Raw genomic sequence first — 16,168 nt, forward strand, 5'->3', positions numbered from 1 at the left:
GGGTGTCCCCGTCCTGGGGGCGGGGGCTCGGCGCCGGAACCCTGATGAGCCGCATGAGCAAGGCGTTACCCTGGGTGGTGATCGCCATCTGGGTGGGCCTGATCGCTGGAGCCCTGCCGCTGGCGGCCCAGCTCGACGGGGTCAAGAGCGACAGCGTCGTGGACTACCTGCCGTCGAGCGCCCAGTCCACCCAGGTGACCGAGCTGGAGAGCAAGCTCCCGCGCGGGCACGACTACGAGTTCGTGGTCGTCTACGTCCGGCAGAGCGGGCTGACCCAGGCCGACCAGGACACCGCGACGCGGCACCTCGCCATGCTCGTCGCGAAGTTCGGCAAGCCCGGGGTCGCCCCGCCGAACGAGGGCAAGGTCGATCTCGCCCCCGACGGGAAGGCGGCCTACACGGTCGCCTCGGTTCCGGTCGAGCGCGGCGCGCCCGCGACGTACGTCGAGGACTTCCGCGCCGTGGTGGCCGACCGCCCGGCCGGGCTCGACGTCTGGGTGACCGGCCCCGGCGGGATCGAGGCCGACATCGACACCGTCTTCGACGGCATCGACGAGACCCTGTTGATCGCGGCCGCGCTCGTGGTGGCCGTGATCCTGATGCTCACCTACCGCAGCCCGCTGCTGTGGCTGATCCCGCTGCTGTGCGCGGGCGCGGCCGTCGTGCTCTCGCAGGCCGGGGCGTACCTGCTGGTCAAGGCGTTCGGCCTGACGGTGAGCGACCAGAACTCGGCGATCCTGATCATCCTGGTCTTCGGGGTGGCGACCGACTACGCCCTGCTGCTCGTCGCGAGATACCGCGAGGAGCTGCGCCGCGACCACCGGCCGCGGACGGCGATGGCCGTCGCCTGGCGGCGCAGCGCGCCCGCCATCGTGGCCTCCGCCGGCACCGTGATCGCGGGCCTGATCTGCCTGCTGGCCGCCGACATGAACAGCCTCAAGGGCCTCGGCCCGGTCGCCACGGTGGCCATCCTCGCCGCGCTCCTGGCGATGCTGACCCTGTTCCCGGCCATCCTGGTCCTGCTGGGCCGGCCCGCGTTCTGGCCGCGGATCCCCCGCTACGGCGACCCCGGGCCCGGCGCCTCCAGCCTCTGGTCCCGCATCGCCGGCCTGGTGGAGCGCCGCCGGGTCCCGGCGGTGGCCGGTTCGCTGCTGGTACTCGGCGTGATGGCCCTCGGCCTGCTGACTCCCACGAGCCCGCTGCGCCAGATGGACCAGTTCCGCGACACGCCCGAGTCGATCAGCGGGCTGAAGGTCATCCCCGACCACTTCCCGGACATCGGCGGCCAGCCCATCATCGTGATCGGCGACGCCGCCAAGACCGACCCGCTCCGGGCCGCCGCGCAGACCGTGCAGGGCGTCACCCAGCTGACCAAGGGGCAGGTCGGCAACGGCCTGGTCGAGTTCACCGTGCTGCTGCGCCAGAAGCCGGACACGCCGGCCGAGTACGCCGCCATCAAGGAGCTGCGGTCCAAGCTCGGCGCGGTCGATCCCACCGCCCGGCTGGGCGGTCCGAGCGCGCAGAACCTGGACACCATCGACGCCGCGGCGGCCGACGAGCGCAAGCTCATCCCGCTGATCCTGCTGGTGGTCACCCTGGTGCTCGGCGTGCTGCTGCGTTCGATCGTGGCGCCGCTGCTGCTGATCTTGACGGTGGTGGTGTCCTTCGCCGCCGCGCTGGGCGTGATGATGTTCCTGTTCACCCAGGTGCTCGGGCTGCCTGGGCTGGACCCCACGCTGGTCGTGCTGGGCTTCCTGTTCCTGGTGGCGCTCGGAGTCGACTACAACATCTTCCTGATGAGCCGGGCCCGTGAGGAGAGCACGCAGGTCGGCACGGCGAGCGGCGTCATCAAGGCACTGGTGACGACCGGCGGCGTGATCACTTCCGCGGGCGTGGTGCTCGCCGCGACCTTCGGGGCCATGGCCACGCTGCCGCTGGTCTTCATGATCGAGCTGGGGCTGCTGGTGGCCTTCGGCGTGCTGCTCGACACGCTGCTGGTCCGGTCCGTGCTCGTACCCGGCCTTGCGCTGCTGCTGAAGGGGCGCATCTGGTGGCCGGCCAGGCTCGACCCGGCCCCGCGATCGGCCTCGGCCCCCTCGGAGGACCGCCCCGTACACGCCTGATCCCGGACCCCCTCCGCCGCGCCCCCCGGCGAGGGATCGGCAGGCGCGCGCCTGCCGGGCCGTCGCGCGTTCAGCGGGGCTCGGCCGTGAGGAGCGAACGCGTCCGCGCCGGGACCCATTCGGGGATCGAGGCGATGATGTCGGCCAGGGTGACACCGGCCAGGCTCCCCCGCCACGCCTCGTGCGCCTCGGCCATCTTGGCGGCGATGACGCAGGTCTCCTGGCACTGCTCGGGGGACAGCGCGCCGCGCCCCTGCCGGCGGATCTCCCGGCACTCGTACGGGGCCGACGCCCCATCGACCGCCTCCACGATCTGCAGCAGCGTGACCTCCGAGGCCGCCCTGGCGAGCCGGAAGCCGCCCCTCGGCCCGGTGGTGGCGGCCAGCACCCCCGCTTTGACCAGCGACTGGAGCTGCTTGGCGAGGTAGGGAGCGGGCAGGTCGTAGTAGTCGGCGAGCTGCGCCGCCGAGGCGGTGGCCCCGGGCTCCAACTGCGCCAGTGACGCGGCGCAGTGCAACAACCATTCGGTGCTAACGGGCAGCTTCACGCGTCCCAGTCTATCGCAGATATTGAGGATCTATTAAGTCCGAGATAGGGTCGGGGTGCATCGAGGAGAAGGAGAGATCATCATGCGTGTCGCAGTGGCCGGAGCGACCGGCAACATCGGCTCCCTGACCGCGGACATCCTGCGGCGGGACGGGCACGAGGTCGTGGGCATCAGCCGTTCGCTGGGCGTGGACCTGCTGACCGGCGACGGGCTCGACGACGCCCTCACCGGGGTGGACGCCGTCATCGACGCCATCAGCTCCCCGCCGATCAGCGCGGATGAGACGGTGGCCTTCTTCGGCACCACCACCGCCAACCTGCTCGCCGCCGAGCAGCGGGCCGGTGTCCGGCATCACGTGCTGCTCTCGATCATCGGCATCGACCGGGTCGAGGGCAACGCGCACTACCATGGCAAGCGCGAGCAGGAACGGCTCGTGGCCGAGGGGCCGGTGCCGTGGACGATCGTCCCGGTCGCCCAGTTCCACGACTTCGCCGCGATGGTGGCGTCCTGGTTCGAGCAGGACGGCGTGGCCACCGTCCCGCCGCTGCTCATGCAGCCGATCGCCCCCGCCGACGTGGCCGAGGTGCTGGCCGAGATCGGCACGGGCGAGCCGCAGGGCCGCTACGCCGACGTCGCCGGGCCCGACCGGCACGACCTGGTGGACATGGCCCGGCGCACCTACCAGGCCCGCGGCCGGGAGGTGAAGCTCGTGCCGACGTGGTCGGGGCCGTTCGGCCCGTCGATGGCGGGCGAGGTGCTGCTGCCCGGCGAGCGCGTCCGGATCGCGCCGACCACCTTCGAGCAGTGGCTCGCCGGGCAGCACCCCTAGGCCCGCGGCCCTGGCGCCCGCTCAGCGTAGGAGCACGGCGAGCTGGAACAGCAGGATGAGCGCCGACAGGCCCGCCAGGGCCAGCCAGCGCGGGTCCAGCCACGGCGATCGCTCCGGCTCGCGCCGCACCGGCGGCTGCGGCTCGCCGGAGCGCAGCAGCGAGCGAAGGGCGTGGTAGCCCGCGTAGGTGGACAGCGGGTGGCGCAGCTCGGGGGCGCGGTCGAGCATCCACTCCCGGAACTCGATCAGGATCAGGCGCTCCTGCTCCCGCGTGGTGGCATCGCGCATCCACGCCTCGTACTCGGCCACCATGTCGTGCACGGCCGCGCTCGCGGGCGGCCTCTGGGCCTCGGCGTGTTGGGGCGCCGGCTCCGGTATCACGCCGGGCTCCTCCGCCCGGTCATCCGGATCGGGTGCTTCGGCGGGCTCCGGCGACGCGCGCGGCCCGGCCTCCGGCGGCTCGGGATGATCCGACGGGTGCGCCGGGCCGGCGAGAGCCGGGACGGGTGTGGACAGCGCCGCCCGGAGCAGGGCGAGCCGTTCGCCCCACGGCATGTCCTCGGTCATGCCGGCCCGCACGGTCAGCCCCTCGAGAGTCCCCGCCGAGTACGCCGCCACCAGGCACTCGGCCAGCTCGCCGTCGGCGTGGTCGCCGACCGGCTCCCGCAGGTCCACCCGCAACCGGCGGGGCGCGCGCGAGGACGGGCCCGGCCACGCCGGCAGAAAGACGATCTCCGGGCCCGGTCTGAAGTCTTCGCTCTCATAGGTGGAGAAGGTCTCCGGGGCCACGCCCAGCGCGCTTCGCAGGATGTCGGCCAGCGCCCACATCTGAGCCGCCGGATCGCCCTGGGAGACGACCGCGAGCCGCATGCCGGGGTGGCGCAGCGCGGTGAAGACGATCGGCGCGAGCGTACCGGCCCCTTCGCGGGCCCGCACCTCCAGCGCCTCGCCGTACTCGGCGAAGTGGCCGGTCAGCTCGGCCAGATCGACCGGTTCGTGATCCGTCGGCGGCGGCTCGCCCACCCACAGCGGCGCCAGCGCCAGCGCCTCCCGCATGGTGGGCCACGGCATGCGCACGGCATCGCCGCCCAGGTAGGCCACGACCCGCAGGCCGCGCCTGCTGTCGGCGCCCGCGCGGGACCGGGCCAGCACCACCACCCGCCCGTCGACCACCAACCGGCACACGCTCACGCCCGGCCTGCTGCCCGGGTCCAGCCAGGGCACCAGCTTGTGATCCCAGCCACGCGTATCGCTCAACGATGTCCGCACCGGGCCGACCACCCCCCGGTGTTCGTCCCATTCGTACTGGATCCAGTCCACGGGCGACCAGGAACTCATCAGCGTCCCACCTCCGGATGGCCACGCAGCACGCCGGTCATCGCGAACAGCGAGACCAGAGGCTGGAGAACTCGTCGCGGCCGGACGCCTCTGGGGAAACGTCCCTCGGTCGCCGCGCCACCGGTCGCCGAGACGAAGTGCAGGGTGCACTGACGGCACTTGTCGTAGGGCGACAGCCACGCCTGCGCGCCCCTGCGCCACAGAAAGGCGTACGCGTCGCGGCTCTCCGCGAGCACGGCCTGCGGATCGAGGCCCTCGACCTCGCCGTACAGCCAGGTGTCCACCGGCGAGTGAAACCGCACGGCGTCGCTCTTGGTCACGACGACGGCCGCCGGGACGTCCAGCCGCCCGCCGGTCTTGGGCAGCCGGTCGAGCACCGCGCGGAAGGACTCATCCCCCATCCGGCCCTGCCCGGCCTCTGCGTCCACCACGAACAGCAGCGCGCCGACCGCGGGGACGAACCTGGTCGCCTCGTGCGCGATGCCGCGCAGAAGTTCGCCGGCGATGTCGAAGAACGCCACGGCGGTGGTGTGCTCCCCGTCGTTGATCAGCAGCGCGTCGGACAGCTCGGCGCTCTCGTTCTCGGGGGTGCGCGGGAGCGCCTGGTGCCCGGCCAGCAGCGGGCGTACGAAGGATTCGACGTATTCGGCGTGGCGCTCGATGTCCACGGCGTCGGCGGTCAGGCCGTAGGGACGCAGCCCGCCCTGCTCGATGGCCCCGATCATGGCCGCCAGCAGGTGGGACTTGCCCGTCTCGGGCCCGCCGACCAGCCCGATCACCAGTGGCCTGCCGTGCCGCACGTAGGAGTAGGGCAGGTGGTGCTCCAGGCTGGGGTCGTCCACCGGGGCGGGGCAGCGTATGTGGGCGGCGCGCAGCAGGTCGGTGCGCCGGACCACGGAGGTCTCACGTAGATCGAGCGGCCGGTACGCGCCCGAGGGCGTCCGCTCGAAGAGGTCGTCCTCCTGCCAGGAGAACTCGTGCAGGCAGATCGGACAAAGGATCATCAGCTCACCACCCGGATCAACAGGGCCACGACCAACACGACCAGCACGATCGCCGCGAACAGCGGCAACCGGCGTTCCCACCAGCGCGTCGGCAGCGCCCGCCACGCCCGCGGCGCGGCCGGCGGTTCGGGGGACGGCGGGGCGGCGGGTTCCGGTCGGTCCACAGGCTGGGAGACAGGTTGGGACACAGGCTGGGGTACGGGCTCGCCGCCGGTCTTGAGCCGGCGCGCCCGGTCGAACGCGGCACGTGCCTCCGCCAACCCCGGATCGGGCTCGACCGGCGCGCCCTGGAGCGGGTCCGGCATCCGCAGCCTGGCCAGCACCTCCGCCGCGCTCGGCGGATCGGCGGAGAAGACGTCCTGGATCGGCTGGAGCGCGGGCACCGGCCCGAGGTCTGGCCGGTCGGAGACCTCCCGCCCGGTGACCGTCCGGTAGACCACCATGGCCGCGCTCCACAGGTCGTCGGCCGCGGCGACCCGGCCATGGCCCTCGCGCTGGGCGGGCGCGGCGTAGGGGGCCTCGCCGAGCCGGGTGCGCCGATCGCCGACCAGTGCGGCCTGACCGAACCCGGTGAGCTGCACGGCGGCGCCGTCCCAGCGCACGGTGCCCGGTTCGATCCGCCGGTGCACGATGCCGCAGGCCGACAGGATGCGCACCGCGCGGAACAGCCCGGCCGCGAGCTCCCGCTGCTCGGCGAGGAGCAACCGGCCGGCGTATCGGCCGACCGGCTCGCCCCGGTGGTCGGACCACAGCACGATCGGCTCGGCGACGTCCAGGTTGTAACCGATCAGCCGGGGCAACTCGGCCGGGTAGCCGCGCCGCAGCAGGGCCAGCAGCCGCGCGCCCATCCGGGCCTCGTTCTCCAGCAGGTCGTAGAGGTGGTCGTGGCCCTCGGACCGCGGCACCCGGCGCTCGATGAGCCTCGTGCCGTCCACGACGGTGGTGATCCGCCGCTCGAACGGGTCGGTGTACGGCTCGGCCTCGACCTCCCAGGTCACCTCGTGACCTTCTGGGCTGAAGAAGCGCAACGGCTCAGACCCCATCGTCCACCGCCCCCGGGCGCAACGGCACCAGGCGCAGGGTGCCCGCGTACTGGCCCGATTCCGTCCAGATCACCCCCGGCGGGGCGTTGCCGCCGCGCACCGCCCTGGGCGCGAACCGCACGGCATGGGCCTGGTGCAGCAGCAGCGCCAGGTCCCGGTCACCGCACAGTTGCAGCATGGGCCCGCCGGATGGGGCCCGTAGCGCCCGGTCGACCTGCTGAGACTGCCGCCACACCGCGTCGATGAGGTCCTGGCGGCCGGTGTCGCCGGTGGCGAAGTCGGGGCGCTCCTGCACGCCCCGGTGGGCCAGGTGGTGACGGTACTGCCGCAGCGTCTCCTCCACGCGGTCCGCGAGGCCGTCGCGCACCTCCCGGTAGACGCCCTGCTCCAGCGAGATCCACGCGGGTTCGAGCCAGCGGCCGACCGCGTCGTGCAGGTCGCCGGTGATGATCTCGCGCAGCCGGCCGGCGCGGTCGCGCAGTCGTACCACGACCTCCTCCGCGAGCACCGGGGCCGCGGCCCCGAGGCCGGTCTCCTGCGCGTTCCACCGCCGCAGCGTGCCCGCGACCCGCTCGGCCAGCTCGCCCAGCGCGTCGGCCAGGGTGCGCGCGGAGTCGGAGGCGTGCGCCCGCGCCCGGCCGAGCCGCCATTCGCTGACCGCCACCGCGCCCAGCTTGGCGCGCAGGCCCTCCAGCGCGACACGGGCCGGGCCGAGCGCGAGCGCCGTGCGCCACCGCAGCATCGAGCGCCGCCAGAAGATCCATCGCTCCAGCGGGCGTTCGGGGAACCGCTCGGGCTCGTGCAGCACGTCGAGCAGCACGTCGGGGCAGATCTGGCCGGGATCCAGGATGAAGGCGGCGCTGCCGATGGGCGCGCTCTGGTCGGCCAGCGCGAGCAGCCGCGCGATCAGCCTGCCCGGACTCCTGCGCTCGGCGAGCGCCGTCTCCACCTCGGCGCGCAGCTCGCCGACGATCTCACGGTCGTCCATTCCCGCCGGGACGGTGTACTTGATCCCGTGCCCGGCGAGCTTGTCGGCGGTGTCCTCCTCGGCGGGGTCGATCTCCTGGAACAGCCGCACGATGGCGTCGCGGAACTCCGCCAGCGCCTGCCCGGCCGCCATCACCTTGTCCAGGACGGCGGCGCGGGCCGGGGCGGGGCTGAAGTACCGCAGCGCGCCCAGCGCCCGCTCCGCCGCGTCGATCCGGGCGGCTGCCCGCTGGTAGAGCCCCTCCATCCGGCCGCCCGCGACCAGCGCGTCGCCCGGCGCGGCCGGAAGCTCGGCCGCGCCGGTCAGCACCGGCAGCGCGATGGCCCCCGGCGGGCCCGAGCCGATCGGACCGGCCTGCTGGGGAGCGGCGAAGATCTCGGCCACCTCGCGGAACACCTGGGCGAGCGTCGCGGGATCGACGCGGCCGGCCACGATGCGCCACCCGGGCGAGGCGGTGCCGTACGGGATCTCGCGCAGCGCCCCGGCCACCGCGTCGAACAGCTCCGGCTGGGTGAGCAGATCGAGCAGCACCGGCTCGGCGCTGGCGCCCGGGCCGCTCGCGGCCTCGCCGGTCTCAACGCCCCACACGATGCCGCGCGGATCGCCCACCCACAGCACCCTGCGGGTCTCGCCGTACAGCGCCGGGGGCAGGCGCAGGTCGGGTCCCATCGCGACCACCAGGACCGAGCGGACCATGCGGGAGCCCAGCACCTGCTGGAGCTCCGGCTGCGCGGTGGCCAGCCGATCGGTGTCGGCGACCACGAGCATGCGCGCGGCCAGCCGTTCAGGTGCGCCCTTGCGCAGGTCGAGAACCTCGACCATGGTCAGCCCTCCACCATCGTGGTCAGCTCGCGCAGGTTGTAGGCGACCGCGTCGGACACCCGCTCGAAGGGGAGGTCGAGCGCCGCCGGAAGGGTGTGCGCCCAGAAGGCGGTCAGTTGCTCGGCGCGGCTGCGGGCCCCGGACGGCAGCTTCGGCATCATGATCTCCAGCAGCCCGAGCTGGTCCGCCGCCATGCCGGTGACCAGGGTGTAGAGCGGGTCGGGGCGGATGGGCGTGGCGGCCAGGCCGTTCGGTGTGGAGTTCATGATCCGCTCGCTGAGCAGCGCCCGGAACTCCTCGTCGCCGCCGATCACCCACTGCTCGTAGGCGCGCAGCATGCTCGCCCAGGACGACGCCCTGGCGTACCCGGTCAGCGGCAACGTCATCGAGCCGCCCTCCACGGTGATCCGGATGCGCGACGGCGATTCCGGCTCGCCCTCGGCCACGTCGACCTGCCCGTTCCACAGCAGGGCCAGCAGCCGGTGCAGGATGCGGACCCGGTGGCGTTCGGTGGTGGCCAGGTAGCCGAAGTCGTAGCCGAGCCGCTGCCGCCACTTGAGGTTGTCCTGGGGCTGTTCGTCGCGCAGCGCGTCGGCCCAGCTGTGCAGTACTTCGCGCAGCTCGCGCACCTGGGTGACGCTCATCGAGGTGCGCACCTGCACGACGGTGACCGAGTCGGCGTCGATGTTGCGGAAGTCGGCCACGCCGGGCAGGTAGACGCGCTCCTTGAGGTAGCGCTCCAGCTCCGGATCCTTGGCCGCGGCCGGGTAGGAGACCAGGACCTTAAGGTCGCCGGTGCCGTCGGGGGTGAAGCCGCCGGGCACCAGGTCGGCCAGCTTGAGCTGGAACTGCCGCACGTGCGGGTCGTCGGCCTCGCCCGCGGCCGCCCGGGCCAGCAGGTCGGCCAGCGGCGGCAGCAGCGGCCCCTCGCCGAGGGCCGCCGCCTCGTCCTGGTCCTTGAAGTACTTCTTGACCTCCAACTTGAGCCGGTCGCGCACCCAGGAGAGGGCTTCGGCGGGCTTGCCGGCCCGCCGGGCCACCGTGCAGGCGTCCTGCCAGCCCTCGGGGCCGAGCAGCACCCTGACCACGGCGGCCTCCCCATCGGTCGGGCGCAGGATCTGGCGCGCGACGAAGATGTCGACCAGCCGCCGCAGCACCGCGTCGTAGAAGGCGTCCGCGCCCGCGGGGGGCAGCAGGTGGTAGACGCCCACCCGGGTCTCGTACAGCTCGGCCGCGCGCTGCGGGAAGCGGTCGGCGTCGGTGGCCGCGTGCTCCACGAAGACCTCGGCGAACTCCCGCACCTCGCGGATGAGGCGCTGGCGCTGCGTCTCCCAGCGCGCCACCTGGTCCGACCACGCCTTGTGCCACAGCACCCGGCTGCGCCAGCGGTACCACTCGTCCTGGTCGTTGATCGACGCCCGCACGGCCGGGTCGGACCACTGCACCTTGCGCAGCAGCCTGTCCCGCATGGGCCTGGGGTGCGGCGGGGCCTCGGTCATGTTCTCGTACGGCCTGACGGGCTGGGCCCTGCGCTGGTCGATCAGCCCGGCGAAGCCGATCCGCTCCACCTCGTGAACGTCGCCGCCCCGGCCCATCACCACCCGGCGCAACCGCAGCGGGTCCACCTCGCCCAGCGCTTCGAGCATCCCGCGCCGCACGTCCATCTGGTCGGCCATCTCCGGAACGGTGCGTGCCAGCCGCCGCTCCAGCGAGGCCAGGTTGTCCTCCATCGCGCGGAGCCGGTTGCCGAGCGCCTTCTGGATCTCCGTGACGCCGTTGGCCGGGCGGGGCTCGGGCGTGGGCAGCGGCTCGCGCGTGTAGAGCTCCTCCAGGTTGGTCGTGGTGAACAACCGTCGGATGTGCTCGATGTTGCTCTCCGAGGGCACCGACTCCAACTGCGTCACCGCGCGGGCCAGCAGGCGCGAGGCGACCAGGTCGGCCAGTTCCTCCACGGGGACCGTCATCGAGGAGACGTAGGAGGTGGACACGCCCCGGTTGCCGATGCCGGAGGCGGCCTGGACCTCGCGCTCGACCGCCCGGTTGATGAAGTCGTCGGCGAAGGAGGAGTCGCCGCGGTCTTCGGTGCCGTCGCCGGGCAGCCGGGGCTGGGTGCCCGCGAGGGACACGACCAAAGACGCGATCGAGCGGTGCAGGTCTTCGCGTTCGACGCCGGGCGGCAGGGTGAACAGGAAGGCGGTCTGGACGGTGCCGGTGCGCAGCCGCGTGTCCCCGCGCACCGGGTAGCGGACGCCGAGTTCGCCGGCGATGCCCATCTCGTCGACGTGGGTGCCGGCGTGCGGCGCGTTCTGGTCGTCCACCAGGCGGAACAGGTCGAGCAGCGCCGCGCCGGCGTTCAGCCTGGCCCGCCTGCCGCCGCCCTTGCCCTCGGTGAAGGCCGACGGCATCACGACCAGCGGGTAGATCCTGGCCTGGAAGCCGCTGCGGGCGAAGGCGTCGCCGATGAGGTGCAGGTAGTCGTAGAACAGGCCGGTTCCTGTGCCCCCCGCGACGGAGAAGGCCACGAACACGTCGCAGGCGCGGCGCAGCCGCCCGCCCAGCGCGGCCAGCTCGCTGGCGGAGTTGGCGATCGCTCCGATCGCGTCGTCGAGGCCCCGCACCACGGGCTGCACGCCCTGCCGCATCCGCTCGAACAGCGCCGCCCGCGCGACCGTCGGCAACTGCCCGGCCCCGCGCATCAGCGGCGCGAGCTGCGGCTCGCCCTCGTGCGGCGGCAGCCACTCCTTGACGTAGTCGCCGAGCGTCGCCCGCAGGCTGCGCGCGACCTCCGGGTAGGAGTCGAACCTCGGCACCACGTCGTGGATCAGATGGGCGGTACGCCCGGCCGCGGCGAAGTCCTTCTCCGACGGCACCACCCTGCGCCGGGTGCGGCCCAGTTCGTCCTCGTTGAGATCGACGTAGGCGAACTGGAGGCAGGAGGGCAGCTCGTAGGGCTGGTAGTTCTGCCACCTCAGGTTTTTGATCAGATCCATGCCGTCCGGACCGCACAGCTCGTCGCGCAGCCGGCGCTCCAGCTCGACTCCCACTCGGCAGCCGGTGCCGCCGAGCCCCACGAACATAATCGGATCGAAGATCCTCACAACAGATCATCTCCTGGCATCGGTCGTCGCCGGCTTGTGGTCTCGGTGGGCTGGGTCATGCCGTACGCGGGGCGCTCCGGCGCGCCGCCGGCCGCGCCGCCGCCCCTGGCGTCGTCCACGCCGAGCAGCAGCCCGCCCGGCAGTTCCAGCCGGCGGCCGGGACGCAGCGCCGGCTCCAGCGGGCGGCCGGCCGGGTCGGTCACCACCACGGACTGGCCGCCCCCGCGGCGTACGGCGTAGCCACGGCCGTCGTGGGTGCGGGTCATGTGGTCACCGCTGATGACGAAGGTGAACTCCGGGCCCTCATCGACCGGGGCGCGCAGTTGGGAGCGCCTGACGCCGTCCGGGCCGTAGAGGTGGAGGGTCAGGTCGCTGGGGTCGGCCGCGCGGCGCGCGGCGCGCCGCTTGCCCCAGAGCAACGCGCCGATCGCGGCCGCGAGGACCAGCACGACCGCCGCGGCGATCAGCAGCCACTGCCAGAGCGGCATCGGCCGCCGGAGGGTGACGCGCAGGAAATCCTCCGCTACGGGCCGCCCCGTCGGGTCCAGGACCTGCACCATGCCGCCTATCGGGCCGTCGGCGGACACGCCGGGACGCCCCGCGCGCAGCGTGAAGGTGTGCTCGGACTCCCCCGCCGGCACGGTGAGCCCGGCCCGGCCGATCGTGGCCTCCGGCGCGTCGAGCAGGCGCAGTGTGAGCCGGGTGGGCGCGCCGTCGTTGGTCACCTGGACCGCTCCGGAGACCTCTCCCCCGGGCTCCACCGTCGCCTCCCGCAGGACCAGCTTGGCGCGCAGCGTGTCCGCCGGGCCGGGGATGACCACATGGTAGGGACGCTCGTCGCTGGTCACTCCGGGGCCGGAGACCCGGCCGAGGAAGGAGAGCCTGCCTGTGGCCGTGGTGGGGACGATGACGTCGCCGGAGTACTCGCCGTCCTGGGCGGCCCGGTCCGGCTTGGTGCCGCCATCGGACAGTTCAACCGGAATCATGCCGAAGCCATCGCCGGACATCTGGGCGGAGAACCGCAGCGGCTTGAGCGCCGCGGGGTCGGTGATCACGGCGGACCTGGTCTGGAGGCGGAGTCGCACGGTGACCCGCTCGCCCGGGCGCGGGCTCGGGTTGCTCAGCCCGATCGAGGCGCGCAGCGCGCCCTGCCACATCACGGTCGTGCTGACCTCCTGGCGCCGGACCCCGGCCGGGGAGGTGAGCCGTACCGTCCACCTGCCGGGCAGCGGGTTGCGTATCCGCAGCGACTCCACGGGACCGGACTCCCCGGCCGCCTGGAAGACGGACTCGTGGCGTTCGCCCTGCTTGGGGACCGGCTCGCCATTCGGGTCCAGGTAGGCCACCTGGACCCGCTTGTCGCGCTTGACCACCACGATCGAGCCGTCGGTGGCCACGATCGGGATGTTCACGTGCAGGTCGGTGGTGCCGCCCTCCTCCAGCGAGCCGGTGTCGGCATGGGAGATCTCCGCGCAGCGGGCGTAGGCGAACGCCTCCAGCAGGGACCGTTCCACATCGGCGGAAGTCCTGGCCACCCTGGCCTTCGGCCGGGCCGACTCCTGCTCCCCGCACGGCTGCCGCCACCCGCCGGCCGCGAAGGCGTCCAGCGCGGCCTTGTCCGCCTGCCCGAACCCCAGCGGCCAGACCTGCACCCGTGCGGTCTGGGCCTCCTTCAGGGTGGCCTCGATCTCGCGCTGCGCGTTGCTGTTGCGCGCCTGCGGGTCCGGCCCGTGCCGCACGCTCTCCGCCACATCGAGCCTGCCGTCGGTGAGCAGGAACACGATCTTGGCCCGCTCCCGGTCGTCGGGCTCGTTCATGATCGCCATCGCCTGGTCGAGCGCCGCGGCGTGGTCGGTGTCGTTGCCCTCCTGCTCGGTACGGCGGTGCAGCTTGTCCACGCACCTGCCCAGGGACTCGCGGTCCTGCGCGGTCGCCACCTCCGCGAGCGGGCAGACGAGGGTCACGGGCGCCTGACCGGGCCCGTTGGAGCTTCCGAACCCGACGACCGCCACCTGGGACAGCGGCGACAGCTCACTCAGCGCGATGGTCCGCGCCGCGTCGCGCTCCCGGAGGACGTCCTTGTCGGTGAGGCTGCCCGATTCGTCGACCAGGACGACGGCCCGCACCGGCCTGACCTCGGAGTCCGGGTCGGCGACGGCGGAACCGGGCATAATGGCGATGGGGAGCAGGGTAAGAACGAACATCACTAGCAGCGCACAAAGGGCCCTAACATGCACTTTTCCTCGCAGGTGTAGCGTTGCTATTCGCAAAACTCACAAGTGGCCTTGAAATCTTCCTCATCCGTACGGCCGCCTCTTGAAACCCACCGGACATGCCCTTGACGGGACGTCCCCCCGTGTAAAGAGATCCTAGGGGCGGCAAAGTCACTTTGAGCGCCGAAGTCCCTTACATCTACGCAACTATCCCAGTCAGCTCCGGGACCCCTCACACGCAATTTGCGAATCGCAATCTCCGCCGCACCGGACATCTCACTAGTAACAACGCATTGGAGACTTATCATACGGCGACCAGAGAAATGATCATTCGGAATGGCCGTCTATTCGATCATGCGTAATCTTATTGAAGCGGCATCAGTCACTCGCCGCACATTTATCCGGATTTGTACACACTTCACCGGACGAAGCCCGCGCCCACGCCCGCCCATCAGCGACGCCCGCGAACCGCCACCATCCAGGTACACCGGGTCAGCGATAGGTCCCAGTGCTGGAACGGCGGGCCACCATGACACCCGCGAAACCCGGCCACCGGGGCGCCACCGGCGACGGCGGACGGCGAGCGGGACGCCCCGCCGTACCTGAACCGCCGCCCGCCCTCAGGCGCCGCTCCTGCGCCGGTCGAACTCTTCGGGCGTGCGGACCCCTTCGTCCAGCACCGCCAGATAGATCTCGTAGCCGCTCACACGCGGCCCGCCACGCGCGGCAAGGGCGCGCTTGATCCGCAGGATCGCGACCCGGGTCTCGCCGGTCAGGCGGGGCCGGATCGTGCGCAGATGGACCGTACTCGGCTGGCGGCCCGGTTCGTCAATGAACCAGATGTCCAGATTCCAGTCGTTCCCGTCCGGGCATCGATACCGCACACCGAGATAGACACCGTCGGGATACAGCGGATCGACGTTCCACGCCTTCCGTGTCGTCGCGGATCTGCACCTGCCGCACCCGGGGATGCCTGAGGAGGCCCGCCCCGAGGCGCGTGATGCCGGCAAAGGCCCGATCGTCCAGCGCCGCGCAGGCCACATCGATGTCCAGATCATGGGTGACCATCACGCCCAGCGCCACGCCGCCCACCCGCGTCGGCGCGCCGATCTCCGCCAAGGCCGCGGCCAGCCCCAGATCGTCATAGACGGCATCCGCCGCCGCCTGGAGCGCCTCTTGTTCTCGCAGCAGTTCGCGGCTCACCGAGGCAGGCTACCGGCCCAAAGTTTTCCACTGATCCGGAAGGGCGCGCCCTGAGGGATTCGAACCCCCGACCGTCGGATTAGAAGTCCGATGCTCTATCCGGCTGAGCTAAGGGCGCTGGGATTTAGCCGCTGACCGGAGGTTCCGGTGACCACCTGAGACGGTAGCATATCCGCACACCGGGCGTACAGCATCGGATTTTGCGGAGGCGTGCCGTGGCCAAGGCAGGCGGACGGGCGGCGCAGGCGCCGCTTCTGCTCGACGTGGCCGCTTCGTGGGAGCTTCGGTTGCGGGCGGACGGCAAGGCGGACGGCACCGTGCGGAGCTATGTCGACTCGGTACGCGTCCTTTCCCATTATCTCGCCGAACATGACATGCCGGTGGACGTCGAAGGCGTGCAGGCCCGGCACGTCGGGGCGTTTTTGGCGGCGAGCGCGGCGGCGACCAGCGCGGGCAACGCGCACAAGCACTTCCGCAACCTGCGGGTGTTCTTCGGCTGGCTGGTGGCGGACGGCGAGCGGGCGGCCGGGTCGCCGATGGCGCAGCTCACCGGGCCGGTGGTCGCGCGGGCGCGGGCGCGCACGCGGGCGCTGGACGATGACGAGCTGGCCGCGTTGCTGGCGGTGTGCTCGGGTGACACCTTCGAGTGCCGCCGCGACACCGCGATCGTGCGCATCCTGATCGACAACGGGATGCGGCTGTCCTGGCTGGCCGGGCTGCGCTACAGCAGAGACGACGCCGAGGCCAACGACGTGTGGCCGGCCGAGCACCGGCTGCGGGTCCCGCTCAAGGACGACGACGTGCTGCACGCGCCGATCGGCCACAAGGCCGCGGCGGCGGTGGACCGCTATGTGCGGGCCAGGGCGCGGCATCCGCACGCCGGGTCGCCGTGGCTGTGGCTGCCGATCCGCGGGGGCACGGCGGCCGGCGAGCGCCGGCTGACCTCCACGGGGATCCAGC

At 72.4% G+C, this 16,168-nt stretch carries 12 protein-coding genes and 1 tRNA gene; 3 read left to right on the forward strand and 10 right to left on the reverse strand.

What is annotated here, in order from left to right; all coding sequences use genetic code 11:
- Positions 1 to 2,123 (forward strand): MMPL family transporter (locus tag C1I98_RS19665; protein ID WP_233508009.1); only part of this gene is annotated, 2,123 nt, incomplete at its 5' end.
- 70 nt (positions 2,124 to 2,193) lie between these two features.
- On the opposite strand, the gene C1I98_RS19670 is transcribed toward C1I98_RS19665, so the two are convergent.
- Positions 2,194 to 2,670 carry an RrF2 family transcriptional regulator gene (locus C1I98_RS19670; protein WP_111168903.1) on the reverse strand — a complete coding sequence of 159 codons (477 nt, stop codon included), beginning with the start codon at positions 2,668 to 2,670 and terminating at the stop codon, positions 2,194 to 2,196.
- An 82-nt stretch (positions 2,671 to 2,752) separates the two neighbouring features.
- Here C1I98_RS19670 and C1I98_RS19675 point away from each other — a divergent pair, with 82 nt between their 5' ends.
- Positions 2,753 to 3,499, forward strand: coding sequence for an SDR family oxidoreductase (locus C1I98_RS19675; protein WP_111168904.1), 747 nt, complete (start codon positions 2,753 to 2,755; stop codon positions 3,497 to 3,499).
- A 21-nt stretch (positions 3,500 to 3,520) separates the two neighbouring features.
- On the opposite strand, the gene C1I98_RS19680 is transcribed toward C1I98_RS19675, so the two are convergent.
- The 9 genes from C1I98_RS19680 to C1I98_RS19715 all read right to left on the reverse strand — a co-directional run bounded on the left by C1I98_RS19680 (position 3,521) and on the right by C1I98_RS19715 (position 15,326).
- Entirely contained in the window at positions 3,521 to 4,837 is a 1,317-nt protein-coding gene (locus tag C1I98_RS19680; protein ID WP_111168905.1) for an amino acid adenylation domain-containing protein, read from the reverse strand.
- Positions 4,837 to 5,841: a TRAFAC clade GTPase domain-containing protein gene (locus tag C1I98_RS19685; protein ID WP_111168906.1), complete on the reverse strand. Its 1,005-nt coding sequence runs from the start codon at positions 5,839 to 5,841 to the stop codon at positions 4,837 to 4,839. Before C1I98_RS19685 ends, C1I98_RS19680 begins: the two co-directional genes overlap by 1 nt.
- Positions 5,841 to 6,839: a protein kinase family protein gene (locus C1I98_RS19690; RefSeq protein ID WP_111168907.1), complete on the reverse strand. Its 999-nt coding sequence runs from the start codon at positions 6,837 to 6,839 to the stop codon at positions 5,841 to 5,843. Before C1I98_RS19690 ends, C1I98_RS19685 begins: the two co-directional genes overlap by 1 nt.
- Before the next feature lie 34 nt (positions 6,840 to 6,873).
- Positions 6,874 to 8,694, reverse strand: a complete 1,821-nt coding sequence (locus C1I98_RS19695; RefSeq protein ID WP_111168908.1) for a hypothetical protein — start codon at positions 8,692 to 8,694, stop codon at positions 6,874 to 6,876.
- A gap of 2 nt (positions 8,695 to 8,696) precedes the next feature.
- Positions 8,697 to 11,771, reverse strand: coding sequence for a tubulin-like doman-containing protein (locus tag C1I98_RS19700; protein WP_199537054.1), 3,075 nt, complete (start codon positions 11,769 to 11,771; stop codon positions 8,697 to 8,699).
- Between the two features lie 17 nt (positions 11,772 to 11,788).
- Positions 11,789 to 13,996: a vWA domain-containing protein gene (locus tag C1I98_RS19705; RefSeq protein WP_146607528.1), complete on the reverse strand. Its 2,208-nt coding sequence runs from the start codon at positions 13,994 to 13,996 to the stop codon at positions 11,789 to 11,791.
- Positions 13,997 to 14,625: 629 nt separating this feature from the next.
- Positions 14,626 to 14,889 carry a hypothetical protein gene (locus C1I98_RS43000; protein ID WP_199537055.1) on the reverse strand — a complete coding sequence of 88 codons (264 nt, stop codon included), beginning with the start codon at positions 14,887 to 14,889 and terminating at the stop codon, positions 14,626 to 14,628.
- Positions 14,834 to 15,208 (reverse strand): hypothetical protein, encoded by a 375-nt coding sequence (locus C1I98_RS43005; protein ID WP_199537056.1) that lies wholly within the window; start codon positions 15,206 to 15,208, stop codon positions 14,834 to 14,836. Before C1I98_RS43005 ends, C1I98_RS43000 begins: the two co-directional genes overlap by 56 nt.
- 44 nt (positions 15,209 to 15,252) lie before the next feature.
- Positions 15,253 to 15,326 (reverse strand) — tRNA-Arg (locus C1I98_RS19715).
- A 97-nt stretch (positions 15,327 to 15,423) separates the two neighbouring features.
- On the opposite strand from C1I98_RS19715, the gene C1I98_RS19720 reads away from it, so the two are divergent.
- The coding region (locus C1I98_RS19720; protein ID WP_111168911.1) for a site-specific integrase at positions 15,424 to 16,168 on the forward strand (745 nt) is incomplete at its 3' end.

This window comes from Spongiactinospora gelatinilytica, from assembly GCF_003236385.1.
Lineage (GTDB): Bacteria > Actinomycetota > Actinomycetes > Streptosporangiales > Streptosporangiaceae > Spongiactinospora > Spongiactinospora gelatinilytica.

Bases quoted from the DNA above. Each gene is read 5' to 3' on its own strand.
- C1I98_RS19675 (WP_111168904.1), top strand. From the start codon at position 2,753: ATGCGTGTCGCAGTGGCCGGAGCGACCGGCAACATCGGCTCCCTGACC.
- C1I98_RS19680 (WP_111168905.1), bottom strand. From the start codon at position 4,837: ATGAGTTCCTGGTCGCCCGTGGACTGGATCCAGTACGAATGGGACGAA.
- C1I98_RS19685 (WP_111168906.1), bottom strand. From the start codon at position 5,841: ATGATCCTTTGTCCGATCTGCCTGCACGAGTTCTCCTGGCAGGAGGAC.
- C1I98_RS19695 (WP_111168908.1), bottom strand. From the start codon at position 8,694: ATGGTCGAGGTTCTCGACCTGCGCAAGGGCGCACCTGAACGGCTGGCC.
- C1I98_RS19700 (WP_199537054.1), bottom strand. From the start codon at position 11,771: ATGTTCGTGGGGCTCGGCGGCACCGGCTGCCGAGTGGGAGTCGAGCTG.
- C1I98_RS19705 (WP_146607528.1), bottom strand. From the start codon at position 13,996: ATGTTCGTTCTTACCCTGCTCCCCATCGCCATTATGCCCGGTTCCGCC.